The sequence below is a fragment of the Bradyrhizobium cedriense genome (assembly GCF_054602315.1).
The window spans coordinates 624,058-648,161 of the sequence record NZ_JBTSWB010000001.1 but is presented as its reverse complement, the minus strand read 5'-3'; the positions used below and the strand labels follow the sequence as shown (position 1 = coordinate 648,161).

Annotated in this window: 22 protein-coding genes; 7 read left to right on the top strand and 15 right to left on the bottom strand. The window is 61.8% G+C overall.

The window, feature by feature from the left end:
* Nucleotide 1 precedes the first annotated feature (1 nt).
* Together ACYCVF_RS03110 and ACYCVF_RS03105 are read left to right on the top strand one after the other, a co-directional pair.
* Nucleotides 2-1,999, top strand: a complete 1,998-nt coding sequence (locus tag ACYCVF_RS03110) for a hypothetical protein (RefSeq protein WP_459597077.1) — start codon at nt 2-4, stop codon at nt 1,997-1,999.
* Nucleotides 2,000-2,134: 135 nt separating this feature from the next.
* On the top strand, nt 2,135-3,604 hold the full coding sequence (locus tag ACYCVF_RS03105) for an exopolysaccharide biosynthesis polyprenyl glycosylphosphotransferase (RefSeq protein WP_459597076.1): 1,470 nt from the start codon (nt 2,135-2,137) through the stop codon (nt 3,602-3,604).
* Nucleotides 3,605-3,669: 65 nt separating this feature from the next.
* On the opposite strand, the gene ACYCVF_RS03100 is transcribed toward ACYCVF_RS03105, so the two are convergent.
* Nucleotides 3,670-4,038 carry an H-NS histone family protein gene (locus ACYCVF_RS03100; protein WP_459597075.1) on the bottom strand — a complete coding sequence of 123 codons (369 nt, stop codon included), beginning with the start codon at nt 4,036-4,038 and terminating at the stop codon, nt 3,670-3,672.
* Between the two features lie 726 nt (nt 4,039-4,764).
* Here ACYCVF_RS03100 and ACYCVF_RS03095 point away from each other — a divergent pair.
* Nucleotides 4,765-5,151: an H-NS histone family protein gene (locus ACYCVF_RS03095; RefSeq protein ID WP_459597074.1), complete on the top strand. Its 387-nt coding sequence runs from the start codon at nt 4,765-4,767 to the stop codon at nt 5,149-5,151.
* Between the two features lie 64 nt (nt 5,152-5,215).
* On the opposite strand, the gene ACYCVF_RS03090 is transcribed toward ACYCVF_RS03095, so the two are convergent.
* The 14 genes from ACYCVF_RS03090 to ACYCVF_RS03025 all read right to left on the bottom strand — a co-directional run bounded on the left by ACYCVF_RS03090 (nt 5,216) and on the right by ACYCVF_RS03025 (nt 18,226).
* A complete protein-coding gene (locus ACYCVF_RS03090) occupies nt 5,216-6,292 on the bottom strand; it encodes a nucleotidyltransferase family protein (RefSeq protein ID WP_459597073.1) in 1,077 nt (358 codons plus the stop codon).
* Nucleotides 6,279-7,397 carry a PqqD family peptide modification chaperone gene (locus ACYCVF_RS03085; RefSeq protein WP_459597072.1) on the bottom strand — a complete coding sequence of 373 codons (1,119 nt, stop codon included), beginning with the start codon at nt 7,395-7,397 and terminating at the stop codon, nt 6,279-6,281. Before ACYCVF_RS03085 ends, ACYCVF_RS03090 begins: the two co-directional genes overlap by 14 nt.
* Nucleotides 7,398-7,599: 202 nt before the next feature.
* Nucleotides 7,600-7,845, bottom strand: coding sequence for a hypothetical protein (locus tag ACYCVF_RS03080; RefSeq protein ID WP_459597071.1), 246 nt, complete (start codon nt 7,843-7,845; stop codon nt 7,600-7,602).
* Nucleotides 7,846-8,214: 369 nt separating this feature from the next.
* Complete coding sequence (locus ACYCVF_RS03075) at nt 8,215-9,126, bottom strand: flagellin (RefSeq protein ID WP_459597070.1); 912 nt, start codon at nt 9,124-9,126, stop codon at nt 8,215-8,217.
* Between the two features lie 14 nt (nt 9,127-9,140).
* Nucleotides 9,141-10,916: a flagellar hook-associated protein FlgK gene (flgK, locus tag ACYCVF_RS03070; RefSeq protein WP_459597069.1), complete on the bottom strand. Its 1,776-nt coding sequence runs from the start codon at nt 10,914-10,916 to the stop codon at nt 9,141-9,143.
* Between the two features lie 13 nt (nt 10,917-10,929).
* The gene (locus ACYCVF_RS03065; RefSeq protein WP_459597068.1) at nt 10,930-11,391 is read right to left on the bottom strand and encodes a flagellar protein FlgN; all 462 of its coding nucleotides are present in this window, start codon (nt 11,389-11,391) and stop codon (nt 10,930-10,932) included.
* Nucleotides 11,392-11,397: 6 nt separating this feature from the next.
* Complete coding sequence (locus ACYCVF_RS03060) at nt 11,398-11,658, bottom strand: hypothetical protein (protein ID WP_459597067.1); 261 nt, start codon at nt 11,656-11,658, stop codon at nt 11,398-11,400.
* A 3-nt stretch (nt 11,659-11,661) separates the two neighbouring features.
* Entirely contained in the window at nt 11,662-12,927 is a 1,266-nt protein-coding gene (gene flgE, locus ACYCVF_RS03055) for a flagellar hook protein FlgE (protein WP_459597066.1), read from the bottom strand.
* Nucleotides 12,928-12,946: 19 nt separating this feature from the next.
* The gene (locus ACYCVF_RS03050; protein ID WP_459597065.1) at nt 12,947-13,615 is read right to left on the bottom strand and encodes a flagellar hook assembly protein FlgD; all 669 of its coding nucleotides are present in this window, start codon (nt 13,613-13,615) and stop codon (nt 12,947-12,949) included.
* Nucleotides 13,616-13,974: 359 nt separating this feature from the next.
* Nucleotides 13,975-14,247, bottom strand: a complete 273-nt coding sequence (locus ACYCVF_RS03045) for a hypothetical protein (RefSeq protein WP_459597064.1) — start codon at nt 14,245-14,247, stop codon at nt 13,975-13,977.
* Nucleotides 14,248-14,408: 161 nt separating this feature from the next.
* Entirely contained in the window at nt 14,409-14,837 is a 429-nt protein-coding gene (locus ACYCVF_RS03040; RefSeq protein WP_459597063.1) for a flagellar export chaperone FliS, read from the bottom strand.
* Nucleotides 14,837-16,516 (bottom strand): flagellar filament capping protein FliD, encoded by a 1,680-nt coding sequence (gene fliD / locus ACYCVF_RS03035; protein WP_459597062.1) that lies wholly within the window; start codon nt 16,514-16,516, stop codon nt 14,837-14,839. Before fliD ends, ACYCVF_RS03040 begins: the two co-directional genes overlap by 1 nt.
* Before the next feature lie 61 nt (nt 16,517-16,577).
* Nucleotides 16,578-17,402, bottom strand: a complete 825-nt coding sequence (locus ACYCVF_RS03030) for a flagellin (RefSeq protein WP_459597061.1) — start codon at nt 17,400-17,402, stop codon at nt 16,578-16,580.
* A 143-nt stretch (nt 17,403-17,545) separates the two neighbouring features.
* Nucleotides 17,546-18,226 carry an RNA polymerase sigma factor gene (locus ACYCVF_RS03025; protein ID WP_459597060.1) on the bottom strand — a complete coding sequence of 227 codons (681 nt, stop codon included), beginning with the start codon at nt 18,224-18,226 and terminating at the stop codon, nt 17,546-17,548.
* A 511-nt stretch (nt 18,227-18,737) separates the two neighbouring features.
* Here ACYCVF_RS03025 and ACYCVF_RS03020 point away from each other — a divergent pair.
* The 4 genes from ACYCVF_RS03020 (at nt 18,738) to ACYCVF_RS03005 (ending at nt 24,084) form a co-directional block, all read left to right on the top strand.
* Complete coding sequence (locus tag ACYCVF_RS03020; protein ID WP_459597059.1) at nt 18,738-21,152, top strand: hypothetical protein; 2,415 nt, start codon at nt 18,738-18,740, stop codon at nt 21,150-21,152.
* Between the two features lie 62 nt (nt 21,153-21,214).
* Nucleotides 21,215-22,534 (top strand): hypothetical protein, encoded by a 1,320-nt coding sequence (locus ACYCVF_RS03015; protein WP_459597058.1) that lies wholly within the window; start codon nt 21,215-21,217, stop codon nt 22,532-22,534.
* Nucleotides 22,535-22,546: 12 nt separating this feature from the next.
* Entirely contained in the window at nt 22,547-23,083 is a 537-nt protein-coding gene (locus ACYCVF_RS03010; protein WP_459597057.1) for a hypothetical protein, read from the top strand.
* A gap of 140 nt (nt 23,084-23,223) precedes the next feature.
* A complete protein-coding gene (locus tag ACYCVF_RS03005) occupies nt 23,224-24,084 on the top strand; it encodes an alpha/beta hydrolase (RefSeq protein WP_459597056.1) in 861 nt (286 codons plus the stop codon).
* The last annotated feature ends 20 nt before the right edge of the window (nt 24,085-24,104 follow it).

Below are 24,104 nucleotides of genomic sequence, written 5' to 3'. Positions count from 1 at the left end.
CATGATTTTCCGTCTTGCCATGTGGGCCGAGCTAGCGGCGGTCGCCGCGGCGCTCACAATACCGGATAGCTTGCAGAGCTGGGTATTGGCAGCCTTCGTGCTTGCGACGGCGACGCTGATGTTGGCGGCGATGCCCGTCCCCCTCGGGTTCGCCAAGCTGCTTCGCCCCGGGCTCGTCGCCGTGCTTGCCGCTCCGGCGCTCTGGATGGCCATGCAGGCAGTGCCGATGCCTATGGGCACACTGGGCAATCCCATCTGGACAGCTGCATCGGCGGCCCTGAACGAGCCCCTCGCCGAAATCATCACAGTCGACACCCGGGCGACCATGGTCTCGCTCGCACAGTACTGCGCCGTCCTCTGTGCTGCGCTCGTTACTGCCGTCCTCGCGCTTGACCGCCGCCGTGCAGCGCAAATCCTGCATATCCTGCTGTCGATAGTCACTATTGCTACGGCTATGTGGTTCGGCCAGAAAGCGCCAGGTCTCGCCGGGTCCGACGGCTCAACCGTCGCAGTGCTGGGCATGTTGCTCTCCTGCGCGACGGCGATACGCGCGATCGATCAGATACGGCGACACAGTCGGCCAGGAGCAATTGCGCCAGCCCCGCTCCCTGCACTGTTCGCCGGGATCATCGCAATGTTTGTCTGCGCGGCGGCCCTGCTCATTCGAGCCGACTCCGCCGCCATCATTGCCGCTCTGCTCGGATCAGGGCTGTTGCTCTCGATTTTCGCTATCCGCAGGTGGTTCTTGGGTCTGTGGGGTACCGCTGGCGTTCTCGCGACCGTGGCCATCATCTTCATCGGCACCGTAACGATCATTCCGTTCAGGACGGACACCGACCCGACGATTGCCTTGTCGTCGAGCAGTCAGATCGCAACAGAACGAATACTACAGGACGTCAGGCCGGCCGGCTCCGGTGCGGGCGCTTCGTCGATCCTCTTGCCGATCTACCGGGACGCCGGAAACGGCGCCTCGCGAGAGCGGCCAACCGCCGCCGCCGCCATCGTCATCGACATGGGATGGCCCTTTTTCTGCGGCCTCGTGGTCATTGCAATGCTGGGCGCTTGTATTCTGATCAAGCGCTCTCTTTCGCGAGCCTACGACTACGTGTACCCAGCCCTGGGAGCCGGAGCTTCAATAGCACTGACGATCCTCGCCTTTGCCGACCATGGAGTCCTGGGTCTGGGCGCATCGCTCTCGGTCGCCGTGCTTTTCGGGCTGGCGTTCGGACAAAGCATCGGCTCCGCCGGCCATGACGCTCTATCCTGGGAATCGAAAGAGGCCTCCGACCGTGCAGCCGATCCAGTTCCGGCGCCAAGCCCAAAGTTCGCGTCGGCGTTTGTCACCGTTTGGCCCCGCGTTGCCCTTGTCGCGCTTGGGATCACGCTGAATATGCAGGCACTATGGATGATCTTTCCCGAGTGGTATCTCGGCGGTCGGCTCTCTCTTTCGACAGCCGTGTCGACCGCAGCAGCATGGCCGAACGGGATCTCGAAACCGGTTTCGGTTGCAGCAACACGTGAGGGCTCGTGGATATCGAGGCCCAGCGGTAATTCGGCCCAGGCCGCGGACGAGCAAAAGGCGGATCTTCCAACGACTGCGAACGAGTTTGCTCATGCATTGCGATCTTCGCCGCTTCGCGGCGACCTTTGGCTGATGCTCGCGACGGCGTCCAAACGCAGTTCATCCCAGTCCAGCACGGCAGCGCTGCTCAAGATGTCATACTATACCGCGCCCAATGATTGGGATCTGCTTCCGTTACGCCTGTCCGTCGCGCTCGCTACAGATGCCGTGGTAGGGGATGCCGAACTTCGCGACCTGATCAAACGCGACGTGAGCCTCGTCGTTACGCTTCGGCCCGCGCTCAGGCCAGCGCTCGTGTCCGCCTACCGGTTGGCTTCGGCTGACGGGAGGACCTATCTGGAGGACCTGATTGCGAAGCAGGATCCGACGTATCTCGACCAAGTGCGCACATCGAACTCCCGACAGGGTTCACGATAAACCAAAGACCGGAGGTCCTTGGTGTCACGGGCGTTATTGATCCGGCGATAACAGACGCGCTGAAAACAGATTTTTAACTTGAATTTATTCTATTAATTAACTAATAATTAAATATTGAATTGCAGGGCCACGACCATGAATTTCGTGAACCGACATTTCCCTGATCTAGACGTCACAGAGCGCATCAGCCTCGAGCCGGCGGTATCCCGACAGCACAAATGGCCCTTCCGTTATGACGCAGTCGAATACGTGGCGCTCTGTGCCGATATTGCGATCATTCTATTTGCGAGCGTCGTTTCTACATTGCTGTGCCGAGCTCAGCACGGGCAAACCGCTGCGGAACTGAGTGACGCGCTTGGCCTGGCGCTGGTCAGCGCAGCTTGTCTTGTCTGCCTGCTGAAGATCCATGGGCTTTATCAGCCGGTTGAGCTCCTCGTCCTCCGAAACCAGATGCGCGCCGTCTGTATGGCTTGGGGGTCTTTGCTGGTCTTCATTTGGGCGGTGCACGGCTTTGAATTTCGCGTGGGGATTTCTCAGCAGGCAACGCTGCTTTTCGCTGTCTTGAGCCTCGGTTTGCTTATGGCCGAGCGGTGGGGAGTCAAGGCGCTGCTCGGAAGGGGCCTGAGCGGCAGAAAGTTCGCCAGTACGAACATTGTCGTCATCAGCGATCAACCATTGTCGAAGGGCGCCGGGTTGTCCGAAACCCTGTCAATGCACGGTTACTGCGTGAAGGGACGCTTCAGCTTGCCTCCATTTGGCTTCGGTCCTGCCAGTCGAAGGCGGCTCGCGGTCCGCGTGATTCACTACATTCGCAATTGCCAGCTCGACCAGGTGGTGTTGGAAGCTGCCCCGGAGCGATGGCCCGAACTGCGAGCCTTCATTGCCGATTTGCGAGTATTGCCGTTGCCGATCATGTTCGTGCCGGTCGGAACAACATCCGAATTGCTTCGACATCCTGCGCGGAGTCTTGGAAGTGCCGTTTGTGTGGAGCTCCAGCGTGGTCCCCTTACGCCGCTGGAATGCGCGACCAAGCGGACGATTGACCTCATCGGCGCGGGCCTCGCCTTGGCCATGCTCTCCCCCCTGCTTGCGCTAGCCGCAGCCGCAATCAAGCTGGATTCTCCCGGCCCGATATTCTTTCGGCAACAACGCTGTGGCTTCAACGGTCGGATCTTCTCGATCCGCAAATTCCGCACCATGCATGTGCTAGAGGACGGGCCCGTGATCCCACAAGCCAAGCGCGCCGATCAGCGCGTCACCCGCGTCGGCAAATGGCTGCGCCGGACAAGTTTCGATGAACTGCCGCAGCTGCTGAATGTTCTCGACGGCACCATGTCGCTGGTGGGCCCGCGTCCTCATGCCTTGGCTCATGACGGAGAATTTGACAAGCTGGTGCGAAAATACGCCTTTCGCCACCGGGTCAGGCCAGGATTGACCGGGTGGGCTCAAGTCCATGGCTGCCGCGGGCCAACGCCAACAGCGGCCATGATCGAAGCACGTGTTCAGTATGATCTCTGGTACATCGACAACTGGAGCCTTCGACTGGATCTCGCAATCCTGCTGCGAACCCCCCTTGAGGTGCTGCTAGGACGCAACGCCTATTGACGCACAGATCTATGGGCTACGCCGTTTCGTTGGCCGCCACAAACCTGCCAATCGAGCAAATCCAGTCACGTGCGCTGACGAAGCTTCGCGCTCGCTTCGCCAATGCGAAACTCCTCAATTCTTCGGCCAGACTTCATTGCGGCAACCAACCATCTCGGCCGCTTGCCACGCCCTGACCAAGTCTCGGACGTCTGCGGATTCCGATATTTCGGCAGCACCCGGGGATACTTGCGTCTCGGCTTGCCGGTTGAAGACACGCCTGCCACGCTCGCGTCCGCCAAAACAGCCATCCCGCCCCCGAGAGCTGCCAGGCGCTTCTCCAGCTCGTGTTTTTCTGCTTTGATCCGGTCAGACAAAATCCCGCTAATTTCCTCATGAAGCGACCAGAGATCGTCAAGGGACATTGATTCTAGTTCGAGTTTTTTAGCTGACATGCTCTCACCGTGTAGTCGAGCCCATCTAATATTGCTCCCTGTCGATGTTAATCAAGAAAAGAATGTCGAATTATCCCAAAAAATGTGGGGAACCGAAATGAAACTCGCGCTCCAGATAACTGGGTCGTGGTTCCCAATCAAGACGGAAAAACGGGCTATCCGCAGGATCTAACCGCGAACAGCGAGCATCACACGTTGGAATTGTAGCCGGGAATCCGCTCGCGCGACAAGCTGGACGCGAACGGAAGAGATCAGGCGGGCCGCTTAAACAACTTGCCACGCCGCAGACTGGACGGGCAGGCCTGGCGCGCGGGGCGCTCCTTTCGTCGTCTGGGCAGCCCGATTGCCGTATAGCCGCCCCATATCCGCAAACGGGAGCGGATGACCTCGATATCCCTCAGCGCACGCCGTCTGAGCTCGATCTGGGCCCCCAGGGCCTGGATGTCCAGCAGAGCCGTCGAGGGAACGATAAGCCGGCTCATTGAATCCTGAAGACGTTCAAGAGGGCACTCTATCAAGACAATTTCTCCCCTACACGCCTTCAGCAGGCTCCTCCGCCCGCCGAGACTTATTTAAAAATAATCATCGCAATAATTACTAGTTAATATATAATATATTTATTGGGGCGTCAATTTGTGTACTGGCTGCGCTCGGTCATTCATTCATCGCTGGATGTGAAGAATGGACAGATGGATAACGGGTCAGTCGAACGGTGACGAGAATGCTATGCGCAGGCAAGATCTCGAAGCCATGGATTTCGAGGAACTTTGGCTCCTCCACGAGGAGCTGACAAAGATTCTCGCCGAAAAGATCACCGCCGAAAAGCGGGAACTGGAAAAACGTCTTGCGCAACTGAATCAGCCAGATCAGTTCGGTGGAATTGAAAGCGGGGCGGCTGAGGCGGGGACAGGCCAGCCGCCCCGCCGCAAGTACCCGAAGGTCGCACCCAAATACTACAACCCACTTCAGCCGACAGAGACTTGGTCGGGACGTGGTAAGCAGCCCCGCTGGCTGGTAGCCGCCCTCCGATCAGGACACACGCTGGAGGAGTTCAGGATCCGCGAGAATGGCGACACGTCCGACCGGAATGCTGGTGGTCAAGAGCATTCCTAGCTCTGCCCGATTTCGCGAAGGTCACGCCCCTCTCTCGCAGACGCCGGCCTAACCGTCGCCGGCCCTAGACCTTTCCCGCACGACTGCCGGTAGCCGCACTCACAAGAAACCGTAAGGTCTCCGCTCTCGGCATCGACCACAATCCACGGCGCGCGCTGTCTTGCACGGCCGCAGTGGTCGTCACCCTCCGATAATTTTTGAGATCCAGAACCGTCATTGCGAGAAGGGGCAGACGCGTGGCTGGAAAGCGCGCTTGCATCAACTGTCGCTTGAATTGCAGGCGCGGAACCAGCCGGGGACGAAATCCATGCGGAATCTCGACGCCAAGCAACTCGGCGAGAGCGAGCATCTGGGTCTCGACCGCGTTTGTCATCAACTCGCCCGAGACAAGAGAGGCAAGCTTGCTCCAATCGAGGCCCTCGGCGGAATTGTTCAGATCGCGTAATTCGACAAGGTGCCGCAAGTCGAGTTCGCCGAGCCAGTAACCATAGTCTTGAAACTGATCATGGATGATCAAGATGAGCGCTTGGTAGGTCGGCGTGGGAATATAAACGCGTCCCCGACCCAGCGGCGCAGGGACGCAGTGGTTCAGCGCAGGCCCCAAGCTCTGGTAGAGGTACGCAGGACCCGGGGCCGCCTGCTGCAGGTCGATGGTCCCGACATCCTGCGACCGACTCAGTTCGACGTGCCATCTCTGGCTCCCGGGAGTGGCCTGGTCGCCAATGCCGTAGCCAATTGCACATAGAGCGGCGACTGCCGTTCTGGCCTCGTCTGGCTTCACCATGATATCCAGATCGGACATTATCCGGACGCCTCGCCGCTCCTCGGGCGCCGTCGCCAGTGTCGACGCCCCCTTGAGCACGATCGGCGTAATTCCCTGGCCGTTCATCGCAACGACAGCTTCTTCGAGTTGAGCGAGAAGCCGATTGTTGCGCAGCACGTTTCGGCGATGGATCTGGCTGATATACGTGCGGACGTCTTCCGGCAGCATCGATGCAAATTGGTCGACAAAGTCGATGAGCGCAGGCGTCGTCAGAGTCTGGTTTGCGAGCCCGATTACGGACGTCCACTCGACATCGACAGGCGGCATGCCTCGCAGGCAACTGCAGAGGCTCGTCAGCGCGGCGCTATGCCTTGCCATTGCACAAATCCATCAACAAACGCCGGGCCTCGACCGCTTCGCAGTAGGTGAGGCGAAACGATCGCGCGCCCAGGACAATCCGCTTGAGAGCAAGGAAGCCGGCCTGCGAAAGTCTTCCGTCAGCAGCAAACGAGTTCTCGATGAGCCGTTTCATCGAGTCCAATTGATCTATCGCGGTGAGTTCAGCCGGACCTGCAGCGACCCGGTTCAAGAAGATGATCCAGCCTGCGGAAACGCACTGGTCTTGCGCATCCGGAATGGGTACGTACCGCACCCGAACGCCGTCGGAGCGGCAATGCGTCGTCTCGTACCGGCCGCCATGCAGTCGCGAGAGCAAGTCCCACGATCCTTCCTTGAGAGTGAGTGCAAACGGAACTCCGCAGATCGTTCCGTCAGTTCCAACCAGCGCAACATCGTCGCCGGCATACCGAAATCCGCCGTCCACCAGCTGCAGTGTGAGGGTAGACTTTCCAGCTCCCGGTTGGCCGCATAACAGCAGGCCCACGCCGTCTGTCACGAGAGTGGCGGCATGAAGAGCGAAGACCCCGCGATGACTCCGAATGAGCCGTTCGGTGATGTGAGCTTTGATCGTGGGGGCCAGCGCCTCGATTCCACATCTGGAGATGCTGGAATCCTCCCCTCGCAGAAACACTTCCTCGTCCAGCATCATTGCCTCGATTGCAATGTCGCCGTCGCCGGCGGTGCCCTGGTCCGCGACACAGAATGGCGAAAGCAGCCGACTCAGGAGATCCCGGTTTGCAGTCCGGACGGCTATTTTGTGCCCGCCCAGAAGCGCCGAGAAGGCACAATCAATCGGCATCCGCCAATCGACTTCGATCAACCCTCGATCGGTCCAGGCATCTACAAGCTGTCGCGTGAACTGGCGCGCCGCTGTCTCGTCAATGCCTAGCTTGCCAAGCTCCTCATAGACAGTCTCCAAAGAAGCGCCCTGCGCCAACTTGCACCAAACAAACGCCCCTACTCGGTCCAGCTCAAAGACCTGCTGGCCGGCTTCGCTGAAAAGCACCGATCGACCGTCCAGCAGCGCGAACACCGCATCCGGAGCCGGTCTCAACACCATCTCTGCCGACGATCTTTCCAGCACGGCCCAGCCAATATGATCCAGTTCTGTCTGCCCGTATGGACGGACGGAGACAGCGCAGTCCGGTGCACCATTCTCGCGGCACTCGACCGATGGACGACCGCGCCTACGAAGTTGAAAAATCGCCCAGCCTGCGATGCTGCAGCTCCCGTTCAGGCAGGCGCACACCAGCCGACCAAGCTCGTATGGAAGACAATCGGGTCAGTTATGCTGCCAGCTGACCTTCCTTGCTCCCTCCTTGCGGAAATATGTTCGATCCCTGCTCTCGAAAAAGGCTCGCTTTCTCGATCGACCGATGAGCATCCAAGAGGTACCGACAAGCCTCCCGATCGGCACTCCGTTCTCTCAGGATCCGTTCCTTCTCGCCAATGCTTACCAATTCCGCGACCAGCTGAGCCAGCTGCTGCTCATCCGAAATGACGTCGTACTTGCTGAGAATTAAATCCAACATCGCGTCCTCCAGCCGAACGAACTTGGATGAGTTAGCTTACGTGATCGGCAGTAATTGACAACGGGTTTTAGATATTAACCGTACAATAAAAATCTTTCTCATATTTGAACCGAACGAAAAGCCGAGCCGCCGGCGTCCACACGACGTTGAATCCATGCGGGAACAGCCGAAGCGAAAGAGCGGACTTTTGCCTGCGGCACACCAGGAAGTAGATCTGCCGAGGAGCCGTACCGGACTGATAATAACACTTCAATTTGCACATTAAATTCCCCGGATAGAATATTGGGGAGCTAAGCGACCGGGTGAAACAAACATCCCATACGCTAAATTGTCCGTCGAAGAGACGACGGCTTCATTGCAGTCGAGCACTTATTTCAAATAGCTCGCCAGATTCAAGCTCAGGATCTTGCCCAGCGCTGAATAGGACGCGGTGAGTTGCGACTCGTAGGTCGAGAGCTCCGCGGTAATAGCGGCGACGTCGACGCTGGTGAGATCGCTCGACAACGTCTCGGCGTAGCTCTTGTAGTCGGTCTGGCGGGCGCTCGCCGTCTCGATCGAGGACGCCGCCATGGAAAGCTTCGCCTGCACGGCAGCTGTGTCATCGAGCGCCGCGCTCGCGAGATCGAGCGCGCTGGAGATGTCCGCGGATGATAGCGAGGTGCTGTTGGCGACGAATTTCAGCGCACGCATCACCTTTTCGAACGCCGAATTGTCGGCGGTGACACCATAGGAAACGGCTTCACCAGCGGCGACACGCACCGAGGCAATCTCGTCGTCACCCCCGTAATAGCTGGTGTCCGCGGTGGTAAGGGACCCCGTTCCAGACGAAAAGCCCGTAAGATCGACCGGGGCCGTGTCCGTCTTGCCGCCGGCAAAGACGTATTGGCCGTCATATTGCGTGTTCATGATCGACGCCATCTGCTCGAGCATCTGCCGGGCGGAGCTGATCACCGAGTCCGTCTCGGTCGAGCTCCCGGTCGAGGCCGCGCTGAGCTGGGACCGAAGTTGAGTGATGATGTCGGTCATCGAACCGACCGCCGAGTACATCACCTGCACCTTGCTGCCGGCGAGCGTCGCGGCATCGATATAGGACTGCGCGCGCGTTACAGAGACCTGGAGGTTGACGACGTGCTGTGCGTCCGAGCCGTAGCCGCCGAGATCGCTCGAGATGATGCCCGACGATTCCTGGACCTGCTTCTCCGCCATGACCGCCTGCACGCGCAGCGCGTCGGAGATCATCTTGCTCGACTGCGCGAAGGTCGCGACCCGCATCGCCACCATGCTCCAATCCCCTCCTATGCCGACTGTACCGCGGAGAGCAATGCCGAGTACATGGAGTTGATGGTCTCGATCAGCGCAGAGGCCGCCGCATATTTGTTCTGGAGCGTGCTTAGCGTCGCCGATTCCTCGTCGAGGTTGACTCCCGATTGCGACGACAGCGAGTTCGCGTAGGTCGACTGCGCGGTCTCCTTGGCCGTGTAGCTGGTGGAGGCCTGCGAGGATTTGCTCGCGACATCGGCCACGATGGTGGATGCGTAATCGGCAAGGGAACCGGTGGTCGCGGCAAGCCCACCCGTCGAGGCAAATGTCCGTGCGTTCGTGAGCGCATCGTAGAAAGTATTGATCACCGTGGCCGAACCCGACGACAGCACCGTGCTGCCAACGGTCAGGCTCGACGACGAATCCAGCGTCGCCAGCTGCAACTCCCTCGTTCCGGACAGAATCTTGCTATCGACGGCGATATCCGACGCGCTCGTTCCGGTCACGAGGTCGTTGAGCCCGAAATACTCCGAGAATCCTTCGTTGGTGCTTCCCACCGAGCTCGTCATCTCGTTGATCGCGACGCCGTTGCCGGCAGCGGTCGCCGTGATCGAGAAATGGCCCTCCGAATCGACCGAGGCCGATAATCCAGAGATGCCGTTGACGGCGGTGACGAGATCGCCGACCGTGGAATAGGACGACAGATCGAGATCGCTGTAGGAGACCAGACTGCCGCCCTGGTCGGTGACCGCAATACGCACCGTGCCGCTGGCCGAGAGCGCCGTGCCGTGGGTGACACTGGTCGTGCCGGTCAGGCTCGTCGGCGCCGGCACCGAGGACGCGCCGTTCGAGACGCTGTTCATTGCGGAGGCGAGCTGCTGCGCCAGCTGGTCGAGCTGGGACTGTGCAGCCGGCAGCGTCTCGTCGCGAAGCGTAATGAGCGCGCCGATATCACCGCCGGTGATCTGGGAGGTGATGTCGACCCCGTTCACCGTGATGGCACTGAAGCCGCTGGTGGAGGAACCGGCAGTGTAGGTCGTCGATGCCGTGACGCTGGAGGCGGTCGTATAGCTGATCGCGTGGGCGGAACTGTCGACCAGCGCCTGGCCGGACGTGGTGTAGATCTGGAGATCGCCGTTCGACGCGGTGAAGTAGCTGACGTTCATCTTGGAGGCGAGGTCCTGGAGCGCGGTGTTGCGCTGGTCTTCCAGGTCCGCGGTGGACTGGCCGGCTGCCGCCGTTTGCTTGATTTGCGCGTTCAGGTCCGCGATCTGCTGCAGGTCGACGTTGACCTCGTCGATCGAGGACGCGATGTCCTGATCGGCGTTGCCGCGGAGCTTCTGGATCCCGCTCGATGTCTCCCGCAACTGGCTCGCGACGTCGTCGAGTGTACCGACGACGTTGGATTGCAGGGAGGCGCTGCTCGGCGAGTTCTCCAGCGACAACAAGGCCGATTCCAGCGCGGCAACGCTGTTCGCAAGCGAGGTTCCCGTGGAGTTACCATCGGTGCTGCTGGTCGAGCCGTAGAGCCTTTCGAGCGAGGTCAGATAGCTGTTGGTCGTCTCGGCCGAGCCGAGGTCGGAGATCGCCCCGACCAGTGACTTCAGCAGCAGCTTGTCGACCGTCGAGGTGATGCCGGTCACCGTGACGCCGGTGCCGACGCCGTTGGTGACGCTGCTCGACTGACTCGCAGTCTTCTTGGTGTACCCCGTCGTGTCCGCGTTCGAGATGTTCGACGACGTCACGCTGATCTGCACCGACGTGGCCGACAGCCCGCTGAAGGCGACCGATCGTGCGATGTTGAGTGACACGGCGGACCTTTCGTCAGGCGCTGCGGCTGGTGCCGCTGGAGACGGGGCGTGCGGAAACCCGGCCGGAGGCGCCATAGGGCGACACCGTCGCAATCTGCTCGCGGATCGCCTGCATGACGGCCTCGATGCGACGATTGCTGGCCTCGATCGCAGCGCGCAGGCGCACCAGATTCTCGTCCATCGCGGCGCGCAGCTTCAGGATTCGCTCCATGAGCTGCTCGCGCAGAATCCGGTCCGGTACGTTCAAGCTGGTTGTGCCCGCCGCACACTCGGCAACGGTGCGTTCGAACGTTTCAGCCAGGCGGTTCTTCTCGTCGACCTGCTTCAGGCGCGAGGCCGGCAGGCCCTTGGCGAGCTCCATGTTCTCCTCGGCGACCAGCGCGGTCAGGACGTCGATGAGCGCGATCAGCGACTTGATCCGTGTGTCGCCGATTACGGCGCTCGTCCTCGTGGCTTTGGCTACAGTCATGGTCATCGCCTTCTAGCTATTCCGTTTGCCGCGTCCGACCAGCGAGCTGCGCAGGTATGCGCCGATCGCGGTCTTCCTGACAGTTGCTTGCCTCATCTCGTCCTCGACCTCCGCGCATTCCCGCAACAGGCCAAGACGGGTCATTCCGACGTCGTCGATAAGTGCGAGCAATTGCTTGCGGTCGCGGCCGTCGACGGTCGCTGCCCGCCCGACCAGCCGTTGCAGCCGACGCAGCAACGCCTCTCCCGCCGCCCTGGCTTCCTCACTGCGCATCACTCACCTCATCGCCGAAATCAGGGTGTCGTACATCTCGTTGACGGTCGAGATCACCTGGGAGGCCGCTGAATAGGCCTGCTGTGCCGAGATCATGCTCGAGAACTGGCTGCTGGTGTCGGTGGTGGAGGATTCCAGCTCGCTGCCGTAGATCGTGCCCGCCCCGTTCTCGCCGGAGCCCTGCAAGGAGGCATTTCCCGACGTCACGGTCGCCGAATAGATCCCGTTGCTCGAAGCGGCGAGCCCATTAGGGTCGGCGAACGTCGCCACCGCGATCTTGTAGATCGCGATCGTCTCGCCGTTGGAATAGGTCGCATTGACCACGCCGTTCTTGCCGATCGAGATGCTGGACAGCTTGCCGTAGGACAGACCATCCGAGTCGATGCTGGTGACGTTGACGGACGGCGTGGTCTCGCCGGACGCGTATTGGGTCAGTCCGTCGGTCTTTCCGGCGGTGCCGAGCGACAGGGTGATGATGCTGTCGGCCGCGCCGTCGGTCCAGCCGGTAATCGAGACGGTCGCCGGGTCCGGGCTGGTGCTGGCCAGCGAGCCATCGCTGTTGAAGGTGATGTCGATCGTGCCGGAAGCCGTACCGGTCGCGGTCGTCGTGTCCGAGGCCGAGGTCGGGTTGGCGAAGCTCGCGCTCCAGGTGTTGGTGCCGGTCTTGGACCAGGTGATCTGCATCGAATTTGCGGCGCCAAGCGAATCGTAGACCGTCATCGAGCTGGTATAGGTGTCGCCCGTCGCGGCGTCCGATGGCAAATTGGCGGCGATCGTGGACTTGGTGGTGGCGCTGCCGCTGGTCGAGGCGACCTGGGTGTTGATGGGCTCGAGATTGCCTGCCGATTCGTTGCCGACGACGTTGCCGTCCGCGTCGGTGCGCCAACCCTCCAGGTAATAGCCGTTGTTCTGAAGATAGCCGGCGTTGTCGGTGGTGAAGGCACCGTTGCGAGTGTAGGCGACGGTTCCGCCCGACTTGGCGTCGGTCACAACGAAGAAGCCGGAGCCCTGAATCGCGACGTCTGTGGCGTTGGAAGTCGCGGCCAGCAGGCCCTGCTGAGTTATGTTGGCGCGGCCCGAGATGGTGACGCCGCCCGAGGCATAAGAGGTCGTGTTGCTCGACGCCGTCACGAGCGCGTCGAACATCCCGGACGTCGTCTTGTAGGCGGTCGTGTCGGAATTGGCGATGTTGTCGCTGATCATCGACAGGGACCGGCTCTGCGCACTGAGCGCCGAGATCGCCGAGGATAATGCACCGCTGAGACTCATGATGGAACTCCGGAAGAAGTCAGGATGTGACGCCGATGATGTTGGCTGCGCTGACGGAAATTCCGTTGACCGTGAGCGAGGGTGTTGAGGTCGAGGTGTCGATGCCCGTCACGGTGCCGGTCACGGTCGTGTAGTTGAGGACCGAATTGCCGGTGGAATTCGTCGCGGTCACGGAGATCGTGTACTGGCCGCCGTCGGAGAGCTGGTTGCCGCTGGAGTCCTTGCCGTCCCAGGTGAAACTGTTCGATCCGGCATTGCCGGTTCCGGTGCCGGTCCACACCGTGTTGCCGGCGGAATCCTGAATGCTGATCGACACGTCGGACGCGGCCGAGGATAGCGAGTAGCCGAAGGTCGCCGAGCCGTTGGTCAGGGTCGAGGTGTCCGTCTTCGCCTCGACGGTGTGGCCGATGTAGTTCACCGAGTTCAGCGTCACCAGGCTCGAGAACGAGCTCGCGAGCGAACTGAGATTGGAGTTGATCGACTGCTGGGAGGTGAAATTCGCGTAGGACGTGAGCTGATTGACGAGATCGGTAGTCGAGGTCGCATCCAGCGGGTTCTGGTTCTGGAGCTCGCTGACGAGCAGCGTCAGAAAGTCGCTGGATGTCAGCGTCGAGTTGGACGACGTGCTCGACGACGACGATGTCGTCGTGGCGGCTGTCGACGCAGAACTCGTTGCGGAAACGGTCATCAGAAACTCCGGCTTTCCCGCGCCGCCTCGACGAGATGTCGTCGGCGGAGCTTGAAATCTGTGTGCTGATGAAACGGGTGGGCGCACGGATTCAGGCGCAGATTCACTCGCGCGAAAACGGCTTTCGACACGGCAAAATCTGCCGTGTCCGCGCTAGTGATACGATGGTCTCGTGCTGATCCGCTGCGGTGATCGAGCCCCGCTCCGAGACGTCGTCACGCCCGGACTTGTCTCGGGCATCCATGTTCCTTGTCGCGCGAAGCAAGACATGGATCGCCGGGTCAGGGCCCGGCCACGACAATCCTGGGGCTTCATCGCCCACGGGCGATCGGAATATGCGAGGATGGAAAGGAAGCTCTTCAGCTCTCCGCCGTCTCGCCTTCCGTGCGCGGCTCGGCGGTGTCGCCTTTCATTTTCGCGGCGGCGGCGACGATGCGGTCGGCGAGTCCTTTGGGCGCGCGGACCACGGGCGAGGCGAGCGCCTGGCGCAAGGTGCGCGCCTCTTCCAACACGGCTTGCGCAGCCGACGAGTGCGCCAGCAGCTCTTCGGCAAGCAAGCGCCGATCGTCGGGCCAGAGGGAGAGATCCTCGCCCAGCCGGTCGATCAGTTCCTCAAACTCGGTGACGTCCATCGCCTGCCGGTCCTGCCTCAATCAGGCCGTCATAAAGCATTGCAAGCGAGGCGGAAACTGGATTTCAGCGGCTTCGGGCGCCAAAAGCTACCGTAGGCATACGGAAATTGGCCGAACAACGTCCCTCGACGCCCCCTCCCCCTTGCGGAGGCGCACCCGCTTCAGCCCGCGCGGGCCGAATCGGATGGACCGGCCTTACTGCTCCGCAAGGTGGCATCGACGAACTCCCAGGCCTCCCGCAACTCGGTCAGCGCGACGATGATTCGCCGAAAACTCTCGTGGGCGTGCGGCCGGCCGTAGGCCTTGAGGCTCGCAAGGATCAACGCGTTGTAGGTCCGGAACATCCGCTCCGCCACCGCCCCGCCCTTGGCAAAGTCGAGATTGTGACTCAGCCCGCGCAGGATCGCTGTCGCCGTCATGAGGTGCTCGTGCGCCTCCTCGAAGCGCCGTCCCTCCTGGGCGTTCAGCGATTTCTGGAGGCAGGTGATGGTGCCGCCAAGCAGCAACGACACCGCCTTGAGCGGCGGCACATTCGTTGCCGTTCCCCGATAGGCCTGATTGGCCAAGTATGCCGTCGGATTATGCATCATCAATCACTCGAGCTGGAATTGAGCAGGGCCTTGAGATAGTCGAGCGTGCTGTTGGCGCTCTCGATCGCCGCCTGGTACTTCGCGTATTGCGTCTCCAGCCGCGACTGCAGCGTGGAGGCCGCGCTGTTGATGTCGTCGACCCGCTGCTGAAGCTCATCGTCGCGGGTCGTCAGACGATCGATCTGCGTCTGCAGCGCCCCGGTTGACGACGAGCTGTCCTTCGCGATCTTATAGAGCTGCGTTGCAATGCCCGAGGTCGACGTGACCGCGATCGACTGCGACGTCGACCCGCTATAGGTGAAGGCCATGCCGGCGTAGATCGAGCCGGAAGCACCGATGATCGTGGTGCCGCTGATGGTGAATAGCGAGGTGTCGCCGCCGACCGACGCCGAGGTGAGGTTGCCATCGGCATCGACCGCCAGATCAAGGGTCAAGGATTGCGGCGACGTTCCGGTGTTGACCACGCTGAGCTGGCTCGACGACGTCGTCGTCTGCGCCGAGAGCAGCGTGGTCACGCCGCTCAAATTCGTGCTCAGGATATCCGACAGCGTGCTGGTATCCAGCTCGAGCTCGTTCTTTTCGTTGAAGGAAAGACCGAGATCGGCCATGGTCATGCCATTCACGGTCGTGTTCAGAGCATTTTGAAGCGCATCCATGATGTTGCGCATGGTTCCGTCGCCGAACAGCACGGCAGTGGAATCCGCCGTGCCGTCGGTTGCCGTCGCCTGCTGAGCGATGACCTCGTCGCGAAACGCATTGTAGTTGGTGACGAACGTCTCCAGCGCCGACTGGATCTGGCTGGTGTCGGTCTCTATGCTGATGTTCAGAGACGTTCCGTCCGGGGTTGCCTGGAGCAGGCTGAAGGTGACCCCGCTCAGGACGTCTGAGATGTCGTTGGTGTCGCGACTCATGGCGATGCCGTCGAGCGTGAACTCGGCCGACTGCGCCTCCTGGATCACGTTGGTGAAGCTGCCCGAGCTGTCGGTCACGCCGAGCTCGTTCATGATATCGTCGCCGGACGCGCTCGAATAAGCGATGTCGGCGGCATCCTCCGTGCCCGTCAACACCATCTGATACGACGTGCTCGACACCTGCACGATCGAGGCCTGGACATTCGTCGTCGAGGTCTGCGCATTGATGGCATCGACGACATCCTGGAGCGACATCGTGTCGGTAACGGTGATATCGGCCGTGCTGCCGCCCTCCAGACCAATGGTAAACGTGCCGGAGTAACCGAGCTCATCGGTCTGGCTCGATTGCGCAGTGCCGGAAACCTTGTGTGCAGTGGCGAGCTGACCAATCGTCAGCGTGTGGTCTCCGATCGCAGCTCCGTTCTTGATCGTCATGGAGAGCGCCGAGGAGGCACTCACGTCTCCGGTCGAGCTGATGCTCGCCGCGCGCGTTGCGAATGCGCTGGTGGAGAGCGAATTGACCACCGCGGTGGACAGTGACGACAAGCCCGAATACAGCGTCTGCAGATCGCTCTGAAGCGTCTGATAGGCCGAGATCTTGGCCTCGTTGTTCGTGATGGTGGTCGAGATCGTGTCCGCCTGCGCGGTCTTCGCGTCCACGGCGGACTGGATCAGCGCTGACCAGTCGATACTGCTCGAATTGGTCGTCCCGCTCGTGGTGACGGTGACACCCGAGCTTGCGCTGCTGGTTGAGCTGACGCTGGCCACTTGGTTGACTATTCCCTGATCGGAAGCGGGCCGGCCTTATGCCGGCCCGCTCGGTTGATCATCAGCCCAGGAGCTTGAGCAGGTACTGGGGCATCTGATTGGCAGCAGCAAGGGCCGACACGGCAGCCTGTGTCTTCACCTCGGCCGAAGACAGCTTGGATTGCTCGGCCGCGATATCCACGTCCCTGATCGCGGAGTTTGCCGCCTGGAGGTTCTGCGTCTGGGTCGAGATCGAATCCGACGAGAAGTTGAACCGCGATTCCTGAGCGCCGATCGAGGCGCGCGCGGCAGACACGGTGTCGATCGCGGTATCGAGGGCGTCGAGCGCCGATGTCGCGCCGGACTGGGTGCTGACGTCGAGCGAGGAGACAGCGAGCGAGGACGCCGTCAGGCTGGCCAGCGTGATGGTGATCGTGTCGGAGCCGTCAGAGCCGACCAGCACGGATACGCCGGACGAGAACACGCTGGATCCGTCGAGCAAGCTCTGGCCGGAATAGCGGGTGCCGGTCGCGATCGAGTCGATTTCGGAGTTGAGCTGCGAGAATTCAGATTGGATATAGGCGCGGCTGGAGTCGGTCGTGGTGCCCGACGCGGATTCGGACGCCAGCGACTTCATACGGGCGAGAATGTCCGAGATGTTCGACGCGCCACCGTCCGCGGTCTGCAGGATGGCGGTGGCCTGCGAGGCGTTGGTCGCCGCCTGCTGCAGTGTGGTGACGTCCGAGGAGATACGCGTGGAGATCGCGAGGCCGGCGGCGTCATCGGATGCCGACGTGATGCGCGAGCCGCTCGACAACTTCGATAGCGAGCTGGTTTCCTGCGCGGAGTTGATGTTGAGGTAGCGGACCGCGGCGTTGGCGGCAGTGTTGGTGTTGATTGCGGGCATTGAAAGCTCCTGTATTGACGGACACGGCGTGCCGCTTCGTGGAGATCGACTTACGACGACGCGGACCGCAGCCCCGTCCGTTCGCTCAAACGACGGAGCGAGAGCAAATCAGGCGCGAAACCTTGGAGGGGCCGGTTTTATGGTTAGCAGTCGGTAAACGCGGTTCGGATGTCGTGCTCGTGCTTGCGCAGGAGCTGGCGAAGCTGCTGGCGGCCGCGCTTGAGCAAGGACTCCACTGCGGCCACCGTAGTGTCCATCACCTGAGCGATCTCGCCGTTGCTCATGCTCTCATGGTAGGACAGGATCACCGCAATGCGCTGCTGCTCGGGCAGACGTTCCATCGCGAACTCCAGCATGCCGTTCAATTCGTTGCGCTCGATGACACTTGCGGCGTCGGGCTGTCCGTCGGCGACTTCCGGCACCGTCTCGACATTCTCGGTGCGCGGCTTGCGGCGCAGATCGATGCAGCCATTGGAAACGACACGATAGAGCCAGGTCGAGAATTTGGCGCGGCCGTGCTGCCAGCGGCCGCGATGGCTCCAGATCTTCAGCATGGTGTCCTGCACGACGTCCTCGGCATCCGCCGCATTGCCGACGATGCGCAGGGCTATCGCATAGGCGCGATCGATATGACGCTCGACCAGCATGCGGAACGCAGCCTCATCGTTTGCCGCAAGTCTGTCCAGGAGTTCGCTGTCCTCATCGAGGACGACGTTGGCTGCGACCGTAACGCTGTCTGGCGCGAGCGGCACGGCTTCGTCAGGCGGCACCGTCGTCGTGATCCCGGCCCCGGCGGGAGCCCAGACATCAGCAGCGTAACTCATCCCGCAATCTCCAACCCGCTATGCCGGCGGCGCACATGCCACATGGCTTCCAGGCGTTGAACGCAGGGCGAGAACAATTCAGGCGGCGCTTTTTTGTGTTTTTTCAAGACGTTACCAGGTATCTTTTGCCGGGCATCGGGCAATAATTGCCGAGGAAGTGCAACACCCGCGCGTCGAACCTGCAATCGTCACATCGTCTCGGGCCATGACTGATCATCCATCCTGAACAGATGCATCCGGGAGAAAACGCTGACACTACGCGGCACTAGGTGTTCGAACGCGACACGCGTGCCGCGCATGAAGCAGCAATTGTTTCCGCGTGTGAAGCAATGCGGGACTACTTCCGCACTCGGCAGTTTTTTCCGAATCACCTGTTTGAACCTAGCGGTTTTTTTCATTCTGTCAGTCGCAACGAGTGCGATTTTGAATCATGGATGGACTTTTTTCGCCGTCGTCGCGCCTGAACTCGCGCGTGCGCACGTTAATCGCTCTGATTGGCGGGGGAATTTTCATGGCTGTCGCTACGGCGGGCGCAGAGCGCCGCGCGCAAACTGCTTCTGCTTGGTCGTTCGATGTTTTCGATACATTTCTGCTTCGTGCCTGCACCACGCCAGATGGTGTATTTGAAAGGACTTACGAGCTATCCGACATTTCAAGAACTCGTCCGAATGTTTCTGCGAGTTTCGTTCAGCATCGCATTCAGGCTGAAGCGCGAGCGCGCAGGACCGCCAAGGACAAGCGCGGCACGAGCGAAGTTCACATCGACGAAATCTATTCCTGTTTTCCGTTCAACCTGTTCGGCCTCACGCGCCGCGATCTGAGCCTCCTGGTCGAATCAGAGTTCGCTGCGGAACTCGATCTCTGCCGCGCCAATCCAGACATGCTTCGGCAATACATGGACATGGTTCGCGCCGGCCACCGCGTCGGTTTCATCTCCGACACCTATTGGGATTCCGATCGGCTGGCGCGACTGCTGCAAGCGTGTCGCCCCGGACTGACCTGGGACTTTCTCTACGCCTCCTGCGACCACGGCAGCAGCAAGAGCGAGCTGCTGTTCGCGAAATACCTCGTCCACGAGGGCATCGACGCCGGCGCATCCTTTCACGTCGGCGACAATGACAAGGCCGACATCGAGGGAGCCAGACGGCACGGCATTCGTCCGCGTTACTATCCGCAGGCCACCGCCCAGCTCGCGTCGAAGTTTCAGCGCGAGACGGCGATGTTCGAGCTGCTGTGCCAAGGGGCGCCGTCGCGGCTCGACAACGGCGCACGCACCTTGCGGCGCATGGTCGCCGCGCGCAGCGCCGAGAGATCGCCGGCCTTCAATCTGGGTGTCAACGTGCTTGGTCCGGCGCTGACGGCATTCGATGCCTTCGTCGCAAGGCGATGCGAAGAGGTCGCAGTCCACGGCCGGAAGGTCGCTCTCGGCTTCCTCGGCCGCGACGGCTTCCTGTCGCACCGGGTCTGGCAGGACCTGCACGATCTATCGTCGGCCTATGTCGAGATCAACCGCAGGGTCAGCCTGATCGCCTCGGCAGATACGATGCAGCCGCTGGTCGATCTCCTCGGCAAGGTCTTCAGGATCGACGCGCCGACCTTCAGCGACATGGTGAAGATCATGCCGCCGAAGGTCGCGGCGTTCTTTGCCGCCTGCCCCGGCGGTATCGCCTCCGGTGAAGAGCTCGCCGAGGCGCTTCCCGGATTGATGGATCCGGCTGAAATCGCTGCGCTCGCCGCCGGCCTGCGGGCCCGGCTGCTCGTCTATCTCCGCCAAGCCATGCCCGGCCTCGACGACTGCACCGATCTCGTACTCGTCGATCTCGGCTATTCCGGCAGCGTGCAGAAGGCACTGCGCCGAATCTTCGACCTTGAAGGCATCGATATCCGCATCCACGGCGCCTATCTGATGTCGCTCGACGATGCCTTCGACGATCTCGCCGAGCAGGACAGCGCGGAGGGCTTCGTCTCCGACCTCGTGGTCACGCCGCATGTCAAGCGCATGCTGATCCGCAACGTGGCCTTGCTGGAGCAGGTCTGCTGCTCCGCCGATGGCTCGGTTCGAGATTACGACGGCGGCGTGGTTCTGCGCGAGATCAATCCGCGTCCCGCGGAGCAAATCGCGCTTGCCGCAGAGATCCAGGCCGGCGTACAGGCTTTCGCGCAGAGCGCAGGCGACGTCGCGCGCGATTTTGGTCTCGATCTCCACGCCGCGCCCGATATCGCCGCGCGCTGGTGTGCGGCGACGCTGGCGCGACTGCTGTTGCTGCCAGACGATGACGAGCTGGCACTGCTCGGCACGTTGAAGCACGACGTCAATCTCGGTACCCACGCACTCGCGCCGCTGCTCGACCAAAGGTTCGTACGCGACCAGATCACCGCCCGCGGCCTCTCCGCCGCTTGCACCGCAGCCGCACCGCCGATGTGGCTCGCTGGCAGCTTTGCCGGCCTGTCACCCTCCTATGGCTATCTCTATGTGCTGTTCGGCGCCAACCGCCTGCCGGCCGACGTCTTTGAGGAACGGCCCTGCGGCCCGGTCCAGGTTGGCCTGTTCCGCGCGGGGGGCGATGCGATGCTGGAGAACGTGACCGTTCATCGCACCGGGCTCGGCGAGCTGCGCCTGCGCATTCCCCTGTCGCGCACCATGGGCATCGCCACGATCGCGCTGCCGCTGGGGAAATTCGCGCCGGACGGCCTTCTTCATGGCGTGACCATGCAGCAAGGCGAAGACGTTCGCAGCGCTGCCGAGAGCCAGGATGTCGCGGGCATCGCGGCCGATAGCCTCGTCTATGCCGGCCTGCAGCGGAACGGCGCGCATTATCGCGCCGAGAGCGACGATGGCTGCCTGCTGATTCCGGTCGCTCCTATGACGATGGCCATCGCGGTCTACTCCGTCGCAATCACGCCGCTCGGCTCCAGTTTCAAATAGTGCGCCTGATCCCGCCGCTTGGGACGTTGAAGTCCAGGGCTGGCGACGTGAGGGGCACGGAATTGACGGACGAGACGCACGCAAATCTTGATCGGCTGCTGCAATCCGGCGGCGTGAGGCTCGGCCGGGCCCAGCGCGAGCGCCTGGACTGGCTGGTCAGCCAGTACGGTGCGCCCGCGCTCGACGACGTCGGCAACGACCGGCGGAACGGTGTCGTCATCCTCAGGGAGCCGCCGAGCGGAGCTGCGGCCGAGCTGCTCTACCGCTCGCTCAATCCTGGCTGCGCCGTCGTCATTCCCTTCAGCGAAAATCCGGGCTTCGACTTTCTCAAGTCCAAGCTGACCGAGTTCGGCACCGTCGGCCCCTGCGGCGCGGACGGTCCGCATGAGATGTGGTGGGGCGGCATCGGCTGGTCGAAGTTCCTTACCGCGGCAAATGCCTCCGCTCTCCGGCCGCGGATCGTCTCCTGCTATCCGCGCGGCGCCGACGAGACCTCGTCTCTCGGTCTCCGCCAGTCGCTCGAACGCTTGCGGCTCGATTGCCATATCGAAGCGATCGAGACCCAGCTCAGCGACCGCCTTCTCTGTTTCGAGAAGGCGGAGTTCATGATGCGGATGTGGAACAGATATCGAGAGCCCCTGCTGTTTGTCGAAGCTGGTGCCGTGCTGCGCGAAGCACCACTGCTGCCGTCGTTTCTCGGTTGCGATGTCGCGCTCCACAAGTGGAATCGCTGGGAGATGTCCGCGCGCACGCTCTATCTCGGCCGCAGCAGTCGCGCGGAACAGTTGCTCCGCACCTGGCAACAGCTCGCCGCCTGCCATCCTGCAATCTGGGAGGGCTATCTGCTCGACCAGGCCTGGAGCCTGACCTCGTCACAGGTGCCGCTCGACACCGTATGGCTGCCGCGCTCCTATCACGCGCTGAAGGGCGACCTCGGCGCGATGCGCGCGACGATCCTGCATGACCAGCAGACCACGACGCTCGAGCTCGGCCCCGATCCCGGCTTTGCAGGCATGGTGCGCACGGCCCGTCGGGCCGGACGCACCGGCGCCCGCGACGCTTTCATGGTGATGACGTCGAAAGCCGAGACCGGCAACGGCATCGCCGTGATCCTGCGCGATATCACGGCCAGTGATGCGGGCGCGCTTGCCGCGACCGTGGAGGCCGTCACCGGCGCCTATGCTGCCGATTGCGGCGGCTACGGCCGGCTCGAGTTGTCGCTCTGCGCCTGGCAGGACGACGTCGGCGCCGCTCGCGAGGCCGCAGCGCAGGCCCGCTACCGTATCCTGGAGATCGCGCCGGGACAGCGCATCGCCAACGATTTCTTCGCCGCCCATGCCTCCGACGACGCGGTCATGACCGCGCGCCATTTGTTCCCCTGACGGACATCCCAGATGCTGAAAACCATCATCCTTCTCACCGACACCGCGCAGCAGCAGCAACCGCTCGCCAATCTGCTTCGCGAGCACAATCGTGAACTCGCCTTCTGCTCGGCGCTGCGCGGCCGAGACCTCAGCGCGATTGAACCGGGTCTGCTGAGCGAAGCGCGGCTGGTGTCCTTCGCTGCCGAAGCGGCAGTCTCCGAAAAGATCCTGCTGCAACTCGGCTACGGCGCCTACAAGTTCTATGCAGCGCCCGTGCAATATCCCGGCTTGCCACCGGCGCCGGACGAGAGCGAAGACGCCCCACGCTGCTATTCGGTGATCGCGCAGTCGATGACGATATGGCCGGACTCCAGGAAGATCGTCGGCCTGGAAACCGTGACGATCCCCGATGGCACCGTTGCCGCCCAACGGGAGCGGCTGGTGTTCTCCCGCCTCGCTCACCTGTTCTGGCAGATGTCAGCCATGATCGCCAGCCAGCCGACCGATCTCCCGGGCATCATCGAGTCCAGCGAAAGCCAGCGACCGACGCTCGCGATGATGAACTGACCCCGGCTGGAGCGCAGCGCGAAGCTGCGCCAACACCTGCAACAACACCTGCAACAAAGTGTTGCAGACAAGAGGAAGCAGTAATTAATAAGGGTGTCCGATCGGACAAAGGTGCCATCCAGGGTCGCATTGGAGAGTCTATGGTTGAGAATGCTCATTCGACAGCTCGGCCGCTCGATCCACGGACCCAGTGGTCCGAGCTGTCCCAGGCCGAGCGCGATGCTGCCTATGACAACAACGCGGCCGTCAAGAACAGCGCGGCCTTGATCGCGGAGCGGAATGAAGCTTCGGGCCGGCTGCGGGGCACGCTGAGATCCCATCTCGATCTGCCTTACGGCCAGCGGGTCAACAACAAGATCGACCTCTACCCGGCCGCAAGGCCTGATGCGCCCTGCCTGGTGTTCCTGCATGGCGGCTATTGGCAGCGCAATTCGCGCGAATTGTTCGCCATGCTGGTCGAAGGCGTCGCTGCACATGGCTGGTCGGTTGCGATTCCCGGCTATTCGCTGGCGCCCGAAGTGTCCCTGACCGATATCGTCGCCGAAGTCCCGCTCGCACTCGACTGGCTCTCTGCGCACGGCACCTCCTACGGCATCGCCGGGCCGGTCGTGCTGTCGGGCTGGTCCGCCGGCGCGCACCTCGTTGCGATGGCGCTGGACCATCCACGGGTCCATGCCGGACTGGCGATATCAGGCGTCTATGATCTCGCGCCGATCCGCGATACCGGGTTGAACAACGCACTGAAGCTGACGGATGAGGAGGTCGCCACGCTGTCACCGCTTCGTCTGCCCGTGACGCAGAAGCGGCTCGACATTGCCTATGGCAGCAGCGAGCTGCCGGCTCTCGTGAACGATTCAATCGATTTCCACGAGAAGCGCGCGGCGGCCGGAGCTCCGGGCGGGCTCATCTCGGTCGAAGGCGCCGACCATTTCACCATTCTCGAGGCACTGCGCCGGCCGAACGGCATGCTGGTCGACGCCGCCCGGCGGTTGCTGGACTAAAAAGTGCGAAAACAACCCCA